Source organism: Pseudomonas weihenstephanensis, from assembly GCF_001043055.1.
Taxonomy (GTDB): domain Bacteria; phylum Pseudomonadota; class Gammaproteobacteria; order Pseudomonadales; family Pseudomonadaceae; genus Aquipseudomonas; species Aquipseudomonas weihenstephanensis.
Genome location: NZ_JYLF01000001.1, coordinates 653,831 through 671,071 on the forward strand (window position 1 = coordinate 653,831; position 17,241 = coordinate 671,071).

At 59.4% G+C, this 17,241-nt stretch carries 19 protein-coding genes; 6 read left to right on the forward strand and 13 right to left on the reverse strand.

Annotation, left to right across the window (positions count from 1 at the left end):
• Window positions 1-39 precede the first annotated feature (39 nt).
• From TU86_RS03150 to TU86_RS03170, 5 genes are all read right to left on the reverse strand, one after another.
• A complete protein-coding gene (locus TU86_RS03150) occupies window positions 40-258 on the reverse strand; it encodes a hypothetical protein (RefSeq protein WP_048362831.1) in 219 nt (72 codons plus the stop codon).
• 417 nt (window positions 259-675) lie between these two features.
• Window positions 676-1,998 carry an MFS transporter gene (locus TU86_RS03155; RefSeq protein ID WP_048362832.1) on the reverse strand — a complete coding sequence of 441 codons (1,323 nt, stop codon included), beginning with the start codon at window positions 1,996-1,998 and terminating at the stop codon, window positions 676-678.
• Between the two features lie 199 nt (window positions 1,999-2,197).
• The gene (locus TU86_RS03160; protein WP_048362833.1) at window positions 2,198-3,532 is read right to left on the reverse strand and encodes a sigma-54-dependent transcriptional regulator; all 1,335 of its coding nucleotides are present in this window, start codon (window positions 3,530-3,532) and stop codon (window positions 2,198-2,200) included.
• A gap of 3 nt (window positions 3,533-3,535) precedes the next feature.
• On the reverse strand, window positions 3,536-5,290 hold the full coding sequence (locus TU86_RS03165; RefSeq protein WP_048363036.1) for an ATP-binding protein: 1,755 nt from the start codon (window positions 5,288-5,290) through the stop codon (window positions 3,536-3,538).
• A 150-nt stretch (window positions 5,291-5,440) separates the two neighbouring features.
• The gene (locus TU86_RS03170; protein ID WP_048362834.1) at window positions 5,441-6,184 is read right to left on the reverse strand and encodes a 4'-phosphopantetheinyl transferase family protein; all 744 of its coding nucleotides are present in this window, start codon (window positions 6,182-6,184) and stop codon (window positions 5,441-5,443) included.
• A gap of 144 nt (window positions 6,185-6,328) precedes the next feature.
• Here TU86_RS03170 and TU86_RS03175 point away from each other — a divergent pair, with 144 nt between their 5' ends.
• From TU86_RS03175 to TU86_RS03185, 3 genes are all read left to right on the forward strand, one after another.
• Entirely contained in the window at window positions 6,329-7,006 is a 678-nt protein-coding gene (locus TU86_RS03175) for a response regulator (protein ID WP_048362835.1), read from the forward strand.
• Complete coding sequence (locus tag TU86_RS03180; protein ID WP_048362836.1) at window positions 7,003-8,349, forward strand: ATP-binding protein; 1,347 nt, start codon at window positions 7,003-7,005, stop codon at window positions 8,347-8,349. The genes TU86_RS03175 and TU86_RS03180 overlap by 4 nt, the downstream gene beginning before the upstream one ends.
• 425 nt (window positions 8,350-8,774) lie before the next feature.
• Complete coding sequence (locus TU86_RS03185; RefSeq protein WP_048362837.1) at window positions 8,775-10,109, forward strand: dicarboxylate/amino acid:cation symporter; 1,335 nt, start codon at window positions 8,775-8,777, stop codon at window positions 10,107-10,109.
• 49 nt (window positions 10,110-10,158) lie between these two features.
• Here the strand turns inward: TU86_RS03185 and TU86_RS03190 are convergent, their stop codons facing one another.
• Both TU86_RS03190 and TU86_RS03195 read right to left on the reverse strand, forming a co-directional pair.
• A complete protein-coding gene (locus TU86_RS03190) occupies window positions 10,159-10,653 on the reverse strand; it encodes a SprT family zinc-dependent metalloprotease (protein WP_048362838.1) in 495 nt (164 codons plus the stop codon).
• A gap of 165 nt (window positions 10,654-10,818) precedes the next feature.
• Window positions 10,819-11,421 (reverse strand): Yip1 family protein, encoded by a 603-nt coding sequence (locus TU86_RS03195; RefSeq protein WP_048362839.1) that lies wholly within the window; start codon window positions 11,419-11,421, stop codon window positions 10,819-10,821.
• A 271-nt stretch (window positions 11,422-11,692) separates the two neighbouring features.
• Between TU86_RS03195 and ttcA the strand changes: the two genes are divergently transcribed.
• Both ttcA and TU86_RS03205 read left to right on the forward strand, forming a co-directional pair.
• Window positions 11,693-12,517: a tRNA 2-thiocytidine(32) synthetase TtcA gene (gene ttcA, locus TU86_RS03200; RefSeq protein WP_048362840.1), complete on the forward strand. Its 825-nt coding sequence runs from the start codon at window positions 11,693-11,695 to the stop codon at window positions 12,515-12,517.
• Between the two features lie 56 nt (window positions 12,518-12,573).
• Complete coding sequence (locus tag TU86_RS03205; RefSeq protein ID WP_048362841.1) at window positions 12,574-13,245, forward strand: DNA-3-methyladenine glycosylase I; 672 nt, start codon at window positions 12,574-12,576, stop codon at window positions 13,243-13,245.
• Window positions 13,246-13,350: 105 nt separating this feature from the next.
• Here TU86_RS03205 and TU86_RS03210 read toward each other — a convergent pair whose 3' ends face one another.
• From TU86_RS03210 to arsC, 3 genes are read right to left on the reverse strand one after another with little or no spacing between them, the layout of a single operon-like run.
• A complete protein-coding gene (locus tag TU86_RS03210) occupies window positions 13,351-13,758 on the reverse strand; it encodes a DUF2069 domain-containing protein (RefSeq protein WP_048362842.1) in 408 nt (135 codons plus the stop codon).
• A complete protein-coding gene (wrbA, locus tag TU86_RS03215; RefSeq protein ID WP_048362843.1) occupies window positions 13,751-14,356 on the reverse strand; it encodes an NAD(P)H:quinone oxidoreductase in 606 nt (201 codons plus the stop codon). The genes TU86_RS03210 and wrbA overlap by 8 nt, the downstream gene beginning before the upstream one ends.
• Window positions 14,353-14,706, reverse strand: coding sequence for an arsenate reductase (glutaredoxin) (gene arsC, locus TU86_RS03220; RefSeq protein ID WP_048362844.1), 354 nt, complete (start codon window positions 14,704-14,706; stop codon window positions 14,353-14,355). The genes wrbA and arsC overlap by 4 nt, the downstream gene beginning before the upstream one ends.
• Before the next feature lie 126 nt (window positions 14,707-14,832).
• Here arsC and TU86_RS03225 point away from each other — a divergent pair, with 126 nt between their 5' ends.
• Window positions 14,833-15,297 carry a TlpA disulfide reductase family protein gene (locus TU86_RS03225; protein WP_048362845.1) on the forward strand — a complete coding sequence of 155 codons (465 nt, stop codon included), beginning with the start codon at window positions 14,833-14,835 and terminating at the stop codon, window positions 15,295-15,297.
• A gap of 47 nt (window positions 15,298-15,344) precedes the next feature.
• Here TU86_RS03225 and TU86_RS03230 read toward each other — a convergent pair whose 3' ends face one another.
• The 3 genes from TU86_RS03230 to TU86_RS03240 are packed head-to-tail and all read right to left on the reverse strand — an operon-like array spanning window position 15,345 to window position 17,233.
• Entirely contained in the window at window positions 15,345-15,749 is a 405-nt protein-coding gene (locus TU86_RS03230; protein ID WP_048362846.1) for an META domain-containing protein, read from the reverse strand.
• Complete coding sequence (locus TU86_RS03235; protein WP_048362847.1) at window positions 15,746-16,183, reverse strand: hypothetical protein; 438 nt, start codon at window positions 16,181-16,183, stop codon at window positions 15,746-15,748. Before TU86_RS03235 ends, TU86_RS03230 begins: the two co-directional genes overlap by 4 nt.
• Window positions 16,184-16,243: 60 nt before the next feature.
• Entirely contained in the window at window positions 16,244-17,233 is a 990-nt protein-coding gene (locus TU86_RS03240; RefSeq protein ID WP_048362848.1) for a 2-hydroxyacid dehydrogenase, read from the reverse strand.
• Window positions 17,234-17,241: the final 8 nt, after the last annotated feature.

Below are 17,241 nucleotides of genomic sequence, written 5' to 3' on the forward strand. Positions count from 1 at the left end.
AGCCCGGCCGAGGCCGGGCTGATGTGCCGCGTTCAGGTGTTAGCTGAAGCGGGCACCTTGCGTGCGGTCATAGCCATCTTCAGCAAAGGTCGCCGAGTGAGTGCGGTCATAACCGTCGGCAGCAAACGTGGCTGAGTGGGTGCGGCCGTAGCCGTCCTCTGCAAAGCTCGACGAGTGGGTGCGGTCATAACCGTCAGCGGCAAAGGCGTTGAGGGCCAGGGCAGAGAGGGCAGTGGCGAGGATCAGTGAGGTTTTCATGGTGGTGCTCCGTGTAAGGGGGTGTTGAGTGGGTATGGGTCTAAGATTACGCTGATCAATTCGATTAAAAAGCGCAAAAAATAGCACTAAAGAATCGTTTTTTTCGATGTTTTAAGGCAAGGCTTCGCCGATCCACGTTGCGATCATTCCGGCGTTAAGCCTTCGATCAAAATGCGTATCGCTTCAGGGGCTTTATTGAGGCTGAGCGTGAGCTTTTAGAATTAACGGGTAATTAATTCCGAAAAATCTTACTCATGAGTGGCGGGGGGAGTTGCAGGGGCAGGTTGCTCAGGACTCAAAGCAACCGGTAAAGCGACCGCTAAACCCCTTGACGGGGTGCCTCACAGGCACCGCCGTCATTGGGTCCAGGACCGCTTCGCATTTAAGCCGCGGCTACGCAGCCTTGGCAGACGACGTTTAGTCGGTCTCGATGCGCGAGTGTTTACGGGTGTCTTTCATGGTGGCGTACACCAGCAGCGAGCAGGCGATACACGCCGTGACGTACCAGTAGTAACCGGTTTCCATGCCAGCGCTTTTGAACCACAGTGCGATGTATTCGGCCGTGCCGCCAAAGATCGACACGGTCAGGGCATACGGCAGGCCCACACCCAGTGCGCGAATTTCAGTCGGGAACAGCTCTGCTTTAACCACCGCGTTGATCGAGGTATAGCCGCTGACGATGATCAGTGCCGCCATGATCAGGAAAAACGCGCCCCACCACGTAGTGATGGTGTGCAGCGTGGTGAGGATTGGCACGGTGAACAAGGTGCCCAGCACGCCGAACGCGATCAGGATCGGACGACGGCCCACTTTATCTGAGAGCGCGCCTACCAGCGGTTGAATGCACATGAACAGGAACAGCGTGGCAGCCGAAATCGTGGTCGAGTCCGAAATGCTCATGCCCACCGTGTTCACCAGGTATTTCTGCATGTACGTGGTGTAGGTGTAGAACGCCAGCGTACCGCCCATGGTCAGGCCGACCACCGTCATCAGCTCTTTGGGGTGGCGCAGTAAGGTGCGCATGGCACTTTCTTTAGGCTTGACCTTGGTCTTTTTGAAGGACTCGGTTTCTTCCATGCCGCGACGCAGGTAGAGCGCGACCACTGCACACAGCGCACCGATCACAAACGGCACACGCCAGCCCCAGCTGTAGAGTTGCTCTTCGGTCAGGGTTTGTTGCAGCACGATCAACACGCCCAGCGCGATGAGCTGGCCCGAAATCAGGGTCACGTACTGGAAGCTGGAGAAGAACCCGCGGCGCTCCTTGGTGGCCATTTCACTCAGGTAGGTTGCCGAGGTGCCGTATTCGCCACCCACCGACAAGCCTTGCAGCAAGCGGGCAAAGACCAGCAGCACTGGCGCCCAGACGCCGATGCTTTCGTAACCCGGCGACAGCGCGATGATCAGTGAGCCGAAGCACATCAGCAGCACCGAAGCCATCAGCGCGGCCTTGCGGCCTTTGCGGTCAGCGTACAGGCCCATCAGCCAGCCGCCGATGGGGCGCATCAAAAAGCCCACGGCAAAAATCGCGGCGGTGTTGAGCAGTTGTGCAGTGGTGTCGCCTTTAGGGAAAAAGGCCTTGGCGAAGTACAGCGAGAAAGCCGCGTACACATACCAGTCGTACCACTCGACCATGTTGCCGACGGAACCACTGAAAATGGATTTGATGCGACTGGAGGTGGTCTTTTCTGGTGGGGTCGTAGAGGCCGACCCGGCAGGCAGGGAACTGGCGTTATCCATTAAATGGATCCTTCTATTTTTGGTTTTGTTATAGCGCGTCAAAACGCGTGCTTACGGGGCAATAGCAGGAGTTGTGCCAAGATGTGAACCCCCGGTTTATAAGGGGTTCAATTGATAAGTGAGCGGAAATCCGCTGATTCACACTTTGCGGTGAGCGGATTCCCGCCGATGCGGCTGAGCCAGCGCCTGCGAACCGATATCAAGCGTCATTCAAAAACGCTTCACGCACCAAGCCATGACGCTGCATTTTTTCGTTGAGCGTGCGGCGCGGCAGTTGCAGCTCGGCCATCACTGCCTTGATATCGCCTTTGTGCCGGGTCAAGGCTGAGCGCAGGCATTGGGCCTCAAAGGCTTCTTGTTGGGCCACCAGCGATTGCCCCACCTCAGGTTCATCCCATTGCGGTTCACCCAGGCCCAACACCTGACGCTCGGCCACGTTGGCCAGTTCGCGCACGTTGCCTGGCCAGTCGTGGCTGAGCAGTGTGGTCAATTGCACGCCGCTCATCGGTTGCACGCTACGGCCCAAGCGTTCAGCGGCGCTGCGCGAGAAATATTCGTACAACAGCGGGATGTCTTCGCGGCGCTCGCGCAAGGGTTGCAGGCGCAATTCGGCGACCGTCAGGCGGTAGGCCAGGTCTTCGCGAAACCGCCCGGCGCGGGCTTCTTCCAGCAAGTCCGGTTTGGTGGCGGCAATCACCCGCAAGTCCACATGAATGCTTTGGTTGGAGCCTAGCCGCTCCAGTTTTTGCTCCTGCAACACCCGCAGCAGTTTGGCTTGTTGAGCCAGTGGCATGCTTTCGATCTCGTCGAGAAACAAGGTGCCGCCATCGGCGTATTCGAGCTTGCCGATACGCTTGCCTTGCGCCCCGGTAAAGGCGCCGCTTTCGTGACCGAACAATTCTGCTTCAAACAATTGCTCAGGGATGGCGGCACAGTTGAGCGCCACAAACGGTTTGTCGGCACGCGGGCCAAAGTCATGCAGGCAACGGGCAACCAGCTCCTTGCCGCTGCCGGTCTCACCGCGAATCAATACATTGACCGGCAACGGTGCCAGGTCCATGACTTGGCGGCGCAAGGTGTGCAAGCTGCGGGACACGCCCAAAAGGCGCCCCTCGATCTGTTCGCGCAGGTCGACCTGTTCATGCAAACGCCGGTTTTCCAGCACCAACTGACGCTTTTCCAGGGCGCGGCGCAGGCTGCTGAGCAGCGCATCCGGGCTGAAGGGTTTTTCCAGAAAGTCGTAGGCGCCGTCGCGCATGGCTTCGACGGCCATCGGCACGTCGCCGTGGCCGGTGAGCAAAATCACCGGCAAATCGGGGTCCAGTTGTTGCAAACGTGTGAGCAAGGCAAGCCCGCCCATGCCCGGCATGCGCACGTCGCTGACAATCACCCCGGCAAAGTGTGCTGGCAATTGGCTCAGGCAGTCTTCGGCGCAACTGTACAACTGCACCTCAAAGCCGCTCAGGCTCAGCCACTGTTCCACGGCAGACCGAATGCTGGCTTCATCATCGACCACGATTACCGAGTTGAGCATGGGTCAAAGTTCCTGTGCGATGGGCAGCGTCAGCGTGAACAGCGCGCCATCGGCATGGTTGCAAGCGGTCAGGCGGCCGCCGAGTTCGTGAACAATGGCGTAAGACACCGCCAGCCCCAAGCCCAATCCATCCCCCACCGGTTTGGTGGTGAAGAAGGGGTCGAAAATTTTACCCAAATGTTCGTCGCTGATACCGCCTCCGCTGTCGCTGAGGGTCAAGTGCCACAGCTGTTGATCGGCTTCGATGCGAATCTCCAGGTGCTTGCGCGGGGTGTCGCGCATGGCATCCAGCGCGTTACGCAGCAGGTTGATCAGCACTTGCTCCAGACGGATGGCATCACCGCGCACCCAGGCCGGGCGTATGAGCTGGATGTCCAACTCAACCCCTTCTTCCTTCATGCGTGGTTCTACCAGTTGTAAGGCCTGATCGACCACACTGGCCAGGTCCAGCCGTTCGCGCAGGCCGCTGGGGCTTTGCCGGGCGTAGGTCTTGAGGTGGCCTGTGAGCGCCGCCATGCGTGTCAACATGTGCTCAAGGGGTGTCAGCGCTTTATAGGCGTCCTCAATACGACCGTGGTCGAGCAGCAGGCGCAGGGTCGCCAATTGCATGCGCTGGGCAGTCAGAGGCTGGTTGATTTCATGGGCCAGCGCTGCTGACATCTGCCCCAACGCCGCGAGCTTGGCCGATTGCACCAGCCCGTCCTGCGCGGTACGCAAATCTTTGGTGCGCGCTTCAACCAGTTGCTCAAGCTCTTCGCGATTGCGCTGGCGCAACCTTCCAATGCGCCAGCGTTGCAGCAAAAAAAGCCCCAGGAAAACCAGCGTCAGCCACAGGCCGATGGCGGCCAGCGCCGCATTTCGTCCATCCTCGGCAGCAGTGGGCGGCTTGCGTAACAAGTGCAAGGTCCAGCCTTCGGCTTTGAGCGCCAGTGAACCCCACAAGTAATCGGCCGGGCCGCCGGGGCCGTCAACCCGGCTCAGGTAGCTGTTGTCGCCAAAGCTTTGCAGCGTGCGTGTGGCCATCAGGCTGAGCGGCTGTTTGTCGTATTGACGGGTGGTGGCAATCTCGCTGCGGTCAGTGTCGTTCAACGCGCGCAGATGGCGATAACGCCAGCCGGGCTGGTTGGCAATAAACACAATGCCTCGTGCATCACTGACCAGCAGCGTGTCGTTGCCCTGGCTCCATTCGCGCTCCAGCTCCGGGAATTCAAGCTTGACCACAATAGCGCCCAAAAACGCGCCGTTGGCATCGTGCAATGCACTGGATAAAAAGTAGCCCGGAATTCCGCTGGTCACACCCACGGCAAAAAAGCGCCCGGTGCCCTGGCTGCGGGTTTGGCTGAAATAAGGCCGAAATCCGTAGTTATGGCCGACGTAACTGTTGGAGGTGTTCCAGTTACTGGCGGCAACTGCCAGGCCGGTGCTGTCGAGCAACTCCAGGGTCGAAGACTGCGCGGCGCCGTTGATACGTTCAAGTTTGCGGTTGAGCTGTGTCTGTATGTCGGCGGTGATCGGCCCCGCCAACGCCGAAATCAACTCGGGGTCTTGTGCCAAAACAGCCGGTAAGGCGCGGTAGCGTTCAATCAGGGTATGCAGCGAGTTGGCATACAGGTTCAACTGCTCGGGGCCGCGTCGGGCGCTTTCTTCTAATGCATGCTGCTTGGCCTGCTGCATGGCCCAACTGCCAACCACCGCCGCTCCCATCAGGATTAACACGGTGTAGAGCGCCAAACGCAGAGAACGGGACGTCACGGGCATAGTGGCCATACGCTCGATTAGGGGGCGCAAACGATAGCATGCAGGCATGCCGGGCCAATAATGGCGTTTGCGCAAAGCCGCATAAAGCATGACGCAGGTCTATGTCATGAGCGGGTGAAGCGATTGTGCAGGGCGCACTCGGACGTGACGTCAGGGGCGCTGATGCGGCGAACCGTGAATGGCCACCAGGCTCAACAACTGACCCTCAGTCAGCGCAAATTGGCCGTCGATCTCGCGCCCGTGTTGCCAGTGCTCAGAGAGATCAGTCAGCAGGCGCAAGCGCACCTGACCGTTCGGCGTCCAACTGAGGACTTCGGCGTGCTCAAAATAAAAGCGTGTGTTCACCAGCGGATACAGGGCTTTGAACAAACTTTCCTTGATAGAAAACGTCAGCGTGACCCCCAGCGCCATGTGCTCAGCAGGGCTGGCGGCCATGCGCTCCAGCTCGGCTGGGGTCAGGATCTCTTTGGCCAGACGCTGCGCGCGTTCTGCACTGAGCAGGTTTTCAAGGTCGATGCCAATGCCTTGCCAGTCACGCTTGAGCGCCACCACCGCCGCGGCGCGGCCGTTGCTGTGGGTGATGGCACCGCTGATGTGCGCGGGCCACACGGGCGCCCGGTCCTCGCCGATGGCGGGTGCGCCAAGGGTGCCGTCCAATTGCAGCAAGGCGGCGCGAGCGCACAGGCGCCCGGCCAGAAATTCGGCTTGGCGTTTGGCCACCGAGCGTTGAATACTGGCGGGCATTTCGATGGCACTGCGCGCAAAGTCATCCACGCCAAGCTGTGCCGGAACGAAGTCAGTGCTGCGCCAGACGCTGCCGGGCAGTGGCTGGGGCATGGGCCAGTCGGCACGCAATGGCGTGCAGCAGGCGGGCAAGGTGGGGAGTCGGGTCATGCCGCGCATTTTGCCGGGTCTGGGCCGAGCTGGGTAGGGGGCCGGTACTCTTAGGCTATTGTTCAGAGTGTGTTCAGGGCCAAACCCGTAGAGTGCGGGTGTGTTTTATGCCTTTGCAGGCGCGATCAAGCGTGGGAGAGCGCGATGAAATTGCTGGTGGTTGAAGATGAGGCGCTGTTGCGTCATCACTTGCAAACCCGCCTCACGGAAAAGGGGCATGTGGTCGAGGCGGTGGCCAATGCTGAAGAAGCGTTGTACCAGAGCGAACAGTTCAACCACGACTTGGCGATGATCGACCTGGGCTTGCCCGGTTTGGGCGGGCTGGAGCTGATCCGCGAGTTGCGTAAACGCGCCAAGACCTTTCCGATCCTGATCCTCACGGCGCGCGGTAACTGGCAGGACAAAGTGGAAGGGCTAGCGGCAGGCGCCGACGATTACGTGGTCAAGCCCTTTCAATTTGAAGAGCTGGAAGCGCGATTGAATGCCTTGTTGCGCCGCTCCAGCGGTTTTACCCAATCGACCATTATTGCGGGCGAACTGGAGCTGGACATCAATCGCAAGCAAGCGAGGCTTGAGGGTGAGCCGCTGGCGCTGACGGCCTATGAATACCGGATTCTGGAATACCTGATGCGTCATCACCAACAGGTGGTGGCCAAGGACCGACTGATGGAGCAGCTGTACCCGGATGACGAGGAACGTGATCCGAATGTGATCGAGGTGCTGGTCGGGCGCCTGCGACGCAAGTTGGAGGGGGCAAACGGCTTTAAGCCAATCGATACCGTGCGCGGCTTGGGGTATCTGTTTACTGAGCGCTGCCGATGATTCGATCGCTGCGCGTCAGATTGATGCTCGCGGCCACGTTGCTGGCCGTGTTGTTCATGCTTGCGCTGTTACCGGCCATGCAGGGGGCTTTCAGTCTGGCGCTCAAAGACGCCATCGAGCAGCGTTTGGCTTCAGATGTCACCACCCTGATTTCTGCTGCGCGGGTCGAAAAAAATCACCTGAAAATGCCGGCCCTGCTGCCGGACGAACAATTCAACCTGCCGGACAGTCGCCTGCTCGGCTACATCTATGACCGCGAGGGGCACCTGGTGTGGCGCTCGCGGGCCACGCAAGAAGAAACCATCAACTACAAACCGCGCTACGACGGGCGCGGCAACGAGTTTGCGAGCATTCGCGAGGACAACGGCGAAGAGTTCTTCGTCTATGACGTGGAGGTCAAGCTGCTGGGCGGCAAAAGCGCGGCCTTCAGCTTCGTCGCGTTGCAGCCCATGCGCGAATACAACATGACCCTCGCCGGGCTGCGTGAAAATCTTTACCTGGGATTTGGCGCGGCATTGTTTGTGTTGCTGGCGCTGTTATGGATTGGTTTGACGTGGGGGTTACGAGCCTTGCGACGTTTGAGTCAGGAACTGGACCAGATTGAAACCGGCGAGCGCGACAGCCTCAGCGAGCAACACCCGCGTGAATTGCTGCGTTTGACCGGCTCCTTGAACCGCCTGCTGCAAAGCGAGCGCGAACAACGCGCGCGGTACAGGGATTCGCTGGATGATCTGGCCCACAGCCTGAAAACGCCGCTGGCGGTGTTGCAAGGGGTCAGTGAAAGCATGGCGCAGCGTCCGCAAGACCGTGAGCAGGCGAGGGTGTTGCAAACCCAGATCGAACGCATGAACCAGCAGATCAGCTACCAATTGCAGCGGGCCAGCTTGCGTAAAAGCGGTTTGGTGCGCCATCAGGTTGAGCTGATCCCGGTGGTTGAAAGCCTGTGCAACACCCTTGAGAAGGTCTATCGCGACAAACGGGTCAACGTCAGCTACGACATCCCGGCCTTAAGCCATGTGCCGATTGAGCAAAACGCGCTGCTGGAATTGCTCGGCAACTTGCTGGAAAACGCCTGGCGGCTGTGTTTGAGCCAAGTGCGTATCAGCCTGCATCGCACTCAAGCAGGTATCGACGTCTGCGTGGAAGATGACGGTCCCGGTGTACCGCCCGATCAGCGCGCGCGTATTCTGCAACGCGGCGAACGCCTTGATCGTCAGCACCCGGGACAGGGCATCGGCCTGGCAGTGGTCAAAGACATCATTGAAAGCTACGACGCTCAACTGACCCTCGATGATTCACCCTTGGGCGGGGCGGCGTTCCGCATCTATTTCCCGGCGCTATGAAGCACCTGTCGTCGCTGTCGAGGTACGAGGCCCGCAGTCGCGACACAGGTATTTATCGTTTCATACATCCCAATAACGGCGGTTTACGCACGCTGCGCGCTCAATCGCGCCCTTGTACCTGAGCTGCGACCTGCCAGCCTGGCAGGCGGAAACCCGCCATCTGCTCTGTTCATTTACGCCAAATGGGCGGAAACCCGCCAAAGTTGTCCTACAAGATTTATCTGCAATTTCCTGCAAGGCTGGGTGCTGCCGGGCGTTCGCGAGGTTTAGTCAACATTGGCCCGCGCCTTGCAATAAGTGCGAGAGGTCTGCCGTTAGAGCAGCTCGACACAACAAATCCCTCCAAGTACAGGAGGGTTCGCGCTTTGGGCGTTGCCGGTCTCAGATGGAATGATGGCCGAGTGATGCACTTGAGGAACTTTGCAATGACGACTCGTCAGCCACTGTACAAATCCCTGTATGTGCAAGTGATCGTAGCGATCACCATCGGCATTTTGCTGGGCCACTACTACCCGGAAACCGGTGTAGCACTCAAACCGTTGGGTGATGGCTTTATCAAATTGATCAAAATGGTCATTGCCCCGATCATTTTCTGTACGGTGGTGAGCGGTATTGCCGGTATGCAGAGCATGAAATCGGTCGGTAAAACCGGCGGTTATGCACTGCTCTACTTTGAAGTGGTCTCCACCATTGCGCTGTTGATCGGTCTGGTCGTTGTCAACGTGGTGCAGCCGGGCGCCGGCATGCACATCGACGTGTCTACCCTGGACGCCTCCAAAGTCGCGGCTTACGTGACCGCGGGTGCAGACCAGAGCATCGTTGGCTTCATCCTCAACGTGATCCCGTCGACCATCGTCGGTGCCTTCGCCAATGGCGACATCCTGCAAGTGCTGATGTTCTCGGTGCTGTTCGGTTTTGCCCTGCACCGCCTGGGCGCCTATGGCAAGCCGGTGCTGGACTTCATCGACCGCTTCGCCCACGTGATGTTCAACATCATCAACATGATCATGAAGCTGGCCCCGCTGGGAGCGCTGGGTGCGATGGCCTTCACCATCGGTGCTTACGGCGTCGGTTCGCTGGTGCAGCTGGGTCAACTGATGATCTGCTTCTATATCACCTGCGTGCTGTTCGTGCTGGTGGTGCTGGGCGGTATTGCCCGCGCTCACGGTTTCAGCGTAATCAAGCTGATCCGCTACATCCGTGAAGAACTGCTGATCGTGCTGGGCACCTCCTCGTCCGAGTCCGCACTGCCCCGCATGCTGGTGAAGATGGAGCGTCTGGGCGCCAAAAAGTCTGTTGTAGGCCTGGTGATCCCGACCGGTTACTCGTTCAACCTTGACGGCACCTCGATCTACCTGACCATGGCGGCGGTGTTTATCGCGCAAGCCACCGACACGCACATGGACATCACGCACCAGATCACCCTGTTGCTGGTGCTGTTGCTGTCGTCCAAAGGTGCGGCGGGCGTGACGGGTAGCGGCTTTATCGTACTGGCGGCAACGCTGTCGGCGGTTGGCCACTTGCCGGTGGCTGGCCTGGCGCTGATTCTGGGTATCGACCGTTTCATGTCCGAAGCCCGTGCCCTGACCAACCTGGTGGGTAACGCGGTCGCGACGCTGGTCGTTGCCAAGTGGGTCAAGGAGCTGGACGAAGACACGCTGCACGCTGAGCTGGCTTCTGGCGGTCGTCCGCTGGAAGAAACCCGCCCTGAAGACGATTTGGGTGTGGCTGAAGGCCCAACCCCTTCACTGATGAAGTAACGCGCAGCGCATTAAAAAACCCATCTTCGGATGGGTTTTTTATTGCGCGTTATTCGACGCGGGTCAGGCCGCTGAATATCAGGGTTTCGCGGCATTTACGGCACAGGTAGCGCCGCCCTTTTTTTACCAGCCCGTGGCGTTGCGCGGTGAACGCAAAGTCGATGTCGGGGCAGGGGCAGCGGTAAATGTAGCGGGTGACGCTGCGGCGCTTGATGTCGTAGGTGTGGCAGCGGTTGGGCGGCAGTTCGTACACGCCGCGCATGATCAGTTGCCACTCTTCGCCATGGGCCGCGATGCGTTCGCCAAACAGTTGATGGGCGATCAGGTGCGCGACCTCGTGGGCCACGGTCTGCTTGAGAAAGTCTTCACTGTTTTCGCGGTACAGCTGGGGGTTAAAGCGCAGCAGGTTTTCATGCAGATGGGCGACGCCAGCCTTTTGGCCGCGCAATTTGAAACTGACCACGGGGCGTTTGAAGGGGCGCTTGAAAAACACTTCGGCCTGTTTGAAACAGTCTTCGACGCGGGTATTGAGCAACTCGGGCATGCGGTTCGGTTCTCCAGAAGCCGCGATTATGCCGCAAGTGCAAAGGCTTCCGAACCGGTTACTGCTCAATGGTCACGCACCCGGTAGGCGCTGGCGAAGGCTGCGAGCGGTTAAAAGACTCAACGCTCGCAACCTTTGGCGGCACCTGCGGGTGGGGTGGGAGCGTTAATTGGTGTAGACGGGGCCGACCCCCAAGCCCCATACGATCACGGTGAAGGCCATGATCGCGACGAGCACCACCAGGCCGACTGCAAGCACCGAGCTTGAAAACAAAAAGCCTTCATCCGGGTCGATGCTCATGAAGGTTGGCAGGCCGACGTACAGCAAGTACACGGTGTAGCAGATCGCGGCGGTGCCCACGGCCATGCCCAGCCACATGTGCGGATACAGCGCGGCCAGCCCGCCGATAAACAGCGGCGTGGCGGTGTAGGTGGCGAATGCCACGCAGCGCGCCATGCTCGGTTGCGCGTCATAGGTACGGGCCATCCAGTGAATGAAGGCCCCCATCACGCCCACGCCCACCAGCATGGACAGGTAAGACATCACGGTCATCCACAGCGCACTTTCAGTGGTCAGCATCACCGGGGCACGGCTGCCGATGACCCAGCCGACCTGAGTGGTGCCAATAAAGGCGGAAATGGCCGGGATCGCGGCCAGAATCAACGTATGGGTGAAGTACATGTGGCTGATGCTTTCTTCGGCATCGCCACGGATCTGGCGCCACTCTTTATCGGGGTGGGTGAAAAGGCCCACAACGTGATGGATCATGGCTGTCGCTCCTGTAGTAAGACGCATCGCCCCCAGTGGGACGCGTGCCGGTCGCGCAGCCTGAATAGGTGATCAAGTGAGAGGGCTTGCGGCCTTATGTCGCAGTATAGGAAACCTGCCGCCCAATAGAGTCGGTGCTTTAGAGCATATTGTGCTGTCAGGCCGGGGGTTAATCGCTTTGGCGTCTTAAGCCTTGCACAGGGGGTTCGTGCGTCGCGAATTTAGGGGTAAAATCGCCAGCTTTTGTCTTAACTCGCGGAATTGAAGCGCTATGGGCACTCTGTCGGTCTCTCAAATAAAACTCCAGAAACGCCTGCGCCGATTGACCGGTGAGGCCGTTGCCGATTTCAACATGATTGAGCATGGCGACAAGGTGATGGTCTGCCTGTCGGGCGGGAAAGACAGCTACACGCTGCTCGATGTGCTGCTGCATTTGCAGAAAGTGGCGCCCATCCGCTTTGAAATCGTCGCCGTGAACATGGACCAAAAACAGCCGGGCTTCCCTGAAGACGTGCTGCCGGCCTATCTCAAAGCGTTGGGCGTTGAGTACCACATCGTCGAAAAAGACACCTATTCGGTGGTCAAGGAACTGATCCCGGAAGGCAAGACCACCTGTTCGCTGTGCTCACGCCTGCGTCGTGGCACGCTGTACACCTTCGCTGACGAAATCGGGGCGACCAAGATGGCCTTGGGGCATCACCGCGATGACATCGTTGAGACCTTCTTCCTCAATATGTTCTTCAACGGTCACCTCAAGGCGATGCCGCCCAAGCTGCTGTCCGATGACGGGCGCAACGTGGTGATCCGCCCGCTGGCGTACTGCAAAGAAAAAGACATTCAGGCCTACGCCGATGTGCAGCAATTCCCGATCATCCCGTGCAACCTGTGCGGTTCTCAGGAAAACCTGCAACGCCAGGTGGTCAAGGACATGCTTCAAGAGTGGGACCGCAAAACGCCGGGGCGTACCGACAGCATCTTTCGCAGTTTGCAGAATGTGAACCCGTCGCAATTGGCCGATCGCAACCTGTTCGACTTTGCCAGCCTGAAAATCGATGACACGGCAGCGTCGCGTTTCGTCAATGTGCTGAACCTCTGAGCCGTTCACAGGTTCTGATCCCACACGTAACACCCCAACTGCCAAGAGGAGAGGGCATGCGCGACTACAAATGGCTGCACGAGTATTGTTTGAACCGTTTTGGTTCTGCCGCCGCGCTCGAAGCCCAATTGCCTGTGCCGTTAACCGCAGCCCAATTGCGGGCGATTCCAGACGACCGTTACCTCTCGACCCTGGCCTTGCGCGTATTTCGCGCCGGGCTCAAACACAGTGTGGTTGATGCCAAATGGCCGGTGTTTGAAACCGTTTTTTTTGGCTTCGACCCGGAAAAAGTAGTGCTGATGGGCGCAGAACACCTGGAGCGCCTGATGCAGGACGCCCGGATCATTCGGCATTTGGGCAAGCTTAAAAGCGTGCCGCGCAATGCGCAGATGGTGCTCGACATCGCTCACGAGCACGGCAGCTTTGGTGCATTCGTCGCTGACTGGCCGGTGACCGACATCGTGGGCTTGTGGAAGTACCTGGCCAAGCACGGGCACCAATTGGGCGGGCTTTCGGCCCCGCGTTTTTTGCGCATGGTGGGCAAAGACACCTTCGTGCCGAGCTATGACGTGGTGGCGGCGTTGAATGCGCAAAAGCTGGTGGATAAAGCGCCGACCAGCCTGCGGGATTTGGCGATTGTGCAACATGCGTTCAACCAATGGCATGCCGAGAGCGGGCGGCCGATGTGCCAGCTGTCACAAATGCTGGCCTTCACCGTCAATCACTGATTAACCCCCTGTAGTCGCTGCCGCAGGCTGCGATCAATCTTCAGCGATCTCGCAGCCTGTGGCAGCGACTACAGGGCGTCGATAGCCCATCGTCGCAGCTTCGTCTTACTCGCCCGCCAGCCGCCGGTCCAACTGATGGCGCCAGCGCACAAACAGCATCGCGCTGACAAACACCGCCACACTGCCGGCAATTTCCAGCACACCGAAAAGCTGACGATTGGGGTCGAAGGCCGCCAGTGCGCCTTTGATCAGGTACAAATTGATCACATAACAGGTGAAGGAGTGCCCGCGCGGGTTGCCGAGCAGCATGCCGGGCACCAGAAACATCAGCGGTACCAGCTCGATCAGCAAAATCACCCAGGGGCGGGCGCCATGCAAGTTGGCGAACATCAGGTAGTACACGCACAGCAAGCCGATAAAGCCAAAGAAGCACACCAGGCTTAACGCCCGCATGAGGCGCACGCGCGGTTTTAGCCACTCGATGGACGGCAGCACTTTGGGCTGTTTAGCCACGGGTGTTCTCCAGTTTCAGCGCGATGCTGGCGAGGCGTTGGCCCAGTGCACGACACAACGCGATTTCGTGTTCGTCTAGCCCGCGTTTACCGTCGGCGCCCGCATGGTGGCTTGGCCCGTAAGGCGTGCCGCCTGCGGTGGTCTGTAGCAAGGCCGATTCGCTGTAAGGCAGGCCGGTGACGAGCATGCCGTGGTGCATCAGTGGCAACAGCATCGACAGCAAGGTGGTTTCCTGACCGCCGTGCAAGCTGGCGGTGGAGGTGAACACGCCAGCCGGTTTGCCCACCAGGGCACCGGTCAGCCACAGGTTGCTGGTGCCATCCAAAAAGTATTTGAGAGGCGCAGCCATGTTGCCGAAGCGGGTCGGGCTGCCCAGCGCCAGGCCCGAGCAGTTTTTCAAGTCATCAAGGCTGGCGTACAGCGCGCCTTCAACTGGAATCGCAGGGGCCACGGCTTCGCATTCAGTGGAAATCGCTGGCACGGTGCGCAAGCGTGCCTCCATGCCGCCTTGCTCAATGCCGCGGGCGATTTGGCGTGCCATGTCGCGGGTCGAGCCATTGCGGCTGTAATACAGCACCAGAATGTAAGGCGTGCTCACGGCAGAATCTCCAGGACTTTTTCGGGCGGGCGACCGATCACGGCGTGGTTGTCGACGACCAGAATCGGGCGCTCGATGAGTTTGGGGTGAGCGGCCATCGCGTCGATCAACTGCGCATCGCTCAGGCTGCTGTCAGCCAGGTTGAGGGTTTTGTATTCCTCTTCACCGGTGCGCAGCAATTGGCGGGCGCTGATCTTCAGTTTGGCCAGCAGATCGCTCAGTTGGGCTGCGTTGAGTGGCGTTTCGAGGTAACGCACCACGTTGGGCGTCAGGCCCTGAGCCTGGAGGAGTTCGAGCGCACCGCGCGATTTCGAGCAGCGCGGGTTGTGATAAAGCGTCAGATCGGTCATGTGCGGGTCGCATCTTGCGTAAGGTGGGGGCTATTCTACCCGCCTGACGGCCGCGCCTGAAACGTGTGCGGTAAATGGCCGCCGTCCCGTGGTTTTTTGTGGGTATTCATTGAGAAGGATCAACGCATGTTTAAGCGACTCATGGCGCTCGCCGCCGTCACTGCGACGTTAATGCTGGCGGGGTGCGGCAATGATTACGGGGTTGACCAACACGGTCAAAAAGTTGCGTCCGAGCGTTTGGACAAGCAGTGGAAGGTCATTAATTACTGGGCTGAGTGGTGTGGGCCGTGCCGGGTAGAAATTCCAGAGCTCAATGCGCTGGAAAAACAGCTGCAAGGGCAGTCGGTGGGCGTGTTCGGGGTGAACTTCGATGGCTTGCAGGGCAAGGAGCTGAGCGATGCGGCGACTGCGCTGGGCATCACCTTTACCGTGCTGGCGCAAGACCCGGCCGAGGTGTTTGATCTGCCACGCAGTGAAGCGCTGCCGGTGACGTTCATTCTCGATGAGAAAGGCAAAGTGCGGGCGCAGTTGCTGGGCGAACAGACCGCGGCGGGCGTGTTGGCCAAGCTCAAGGAATTGAAGGGGTCGTAATCACATCGGTGTACAGGAGCGAACACGCTCGCTCCTGTACCAGGGGATCAGCTTTCTTCGGGCCACAGGCGCAGGGGCTTGCCTTCGGCCGGCCAGAAACGCACTTGCTCGATGGGCGAGATGTCCCAGCGCTCAACGGTTTGCAGGGCCTTGAAGAAGCGTTGCTCCTGCTCCATCAGCGCCGGAGCGCATGCCTTGCGGGTGCTGCCTACGCCACCGAAGGTCAGTTTATGGCCGTCCAGGGTGTAAGGCGCGAACCAGTGGTTGCAACCACCGCTGCCATACGCGCGGCCTGCATCGTCCAACGTCACGGTCAAGTGGCTGCGGTCAATCAGCGGGCGTTCGCCAATCCACTCCAGTACGTAGGTGTGGTTTTGCTGCAATTTAACCGGATCACCCGCGCAGCCCATCAGGCTTGCGCCTAGCAGGGCCAGTAAGGTCAGGCGTTTCATGCGCGTTCCTTTTGGCATTGGGGGCACAGGTGTTTGCTGCCTTCGGTGCTCCAGCCCAGCTCGGCAATGCGCGCGCTGGCGGCAGGCTTTTGCGCTTTGGTGCCCAGTTTGGCGTCGACCGCAAATTCAAACTTCAGCTCTTTGGCACACGCATCACAGTTGACCTGCCATTCGTGAATCGCCAGTTCGCCGAAGACCGGGCCGTGGGCCACGGCTACCCATTGACCGCGCGGGTTGATCAGGTGACGGACTTTTTCGACCGTCAAACGCATGGCCAAGTCCTTGCTGCCTTTGAGCGTCACAATCAGCACGTCATCGTTTTGAATCGAGCCGCCGTTGCCGGTCACTTGGTAGCGACCCGGCATCAAGGCACGGCATTCGATCAGGGTGTGCTGCGGGCTAAGCAGGTTGTAGCGGAAATCGTGTTCGACCATGGGTCCTCCAAATAGGCCGCTATGCTAGCACGCAGACCTCAAAGCTCCAGGCGTGAGCGTTCAACCTTCGATCAGGTTGTGTGGCGAGCCGCTTTTCCAGGCCTGGATATTGCCCAGCGTGGTGCCCGCAATTGCGCTGAGCGCCTCGCGGGTCAGGAACGCCTGATGCGCAGTGATGATGACGTTGGGAAAGGTCAGCAACCGTGCCAGTACGTCATCTTGCAGCGGCAAGTCTGAGCGGTCCTCGAAAAACAGCTGGGCTTCTTCTTCGTACACATCCAGGCCCAAATACCCGAGCTGGCCGCTTTTGAGCGCGTCGATCAGGGACGGGGTGTGCACCAGTGCGCCACGCCCGGTGTTGATCAGCATTGCGCCGTGTTGCAGGGTGGCGAGGCTGTCGTGGTTGATCATGTGTTTGTTTTCGGTGGTCAGCGGGCAATGCAGGCTGATGATGTGCGAACCGGCAATCAATTCGGCCAGGCTCACGTATTCAGCGCCAAGTGCCAGCAAAACGGGGTTGGGGTACGGGTCGAAGCACAGCAGCTTGCAACCAAAACCGGCCATGATTTTGCCGAACGTGGCACCGATTTGCCCGGTGCCGACCACGCCGACGGTCTTGCCCACCAGATCAAACCCGGTGAGGCCGTGCAGGGTGAAATCGCCTTCGCGGGTGCGGTTGTAGGCCCGGTGCAGACGGCGGTTAAGCGCCAGAATCAGCGCCACGGCATGTTCGGCCACCGCATGCGGGGAATACGCAGGCACGCGCACCACGCTTAACCCCAGACGCTTGGCGGCCAGCAGATCGACATGGTTATACCCCGCCGAACGCAGGGCGATCAGGCGCGTGCCCCCGGCTGCCAATTGTTCAAGCACCGGGGCGCTCAGGTCGTCATTGATAAAGGGGCACACCACCTCGTAGTCATGGGCCAGTGCGGCGGTGTCCAGGCTCAGGCGCGCCGGTTGAAAGTGCAGCTCAAAGCCTGCGTGCTGCGTGGCGGCGGTAAAGCTGTCGCGGTCGTAGGTTTGGCTGCTGAACAGAAGGATGCGCATGAGGGTCT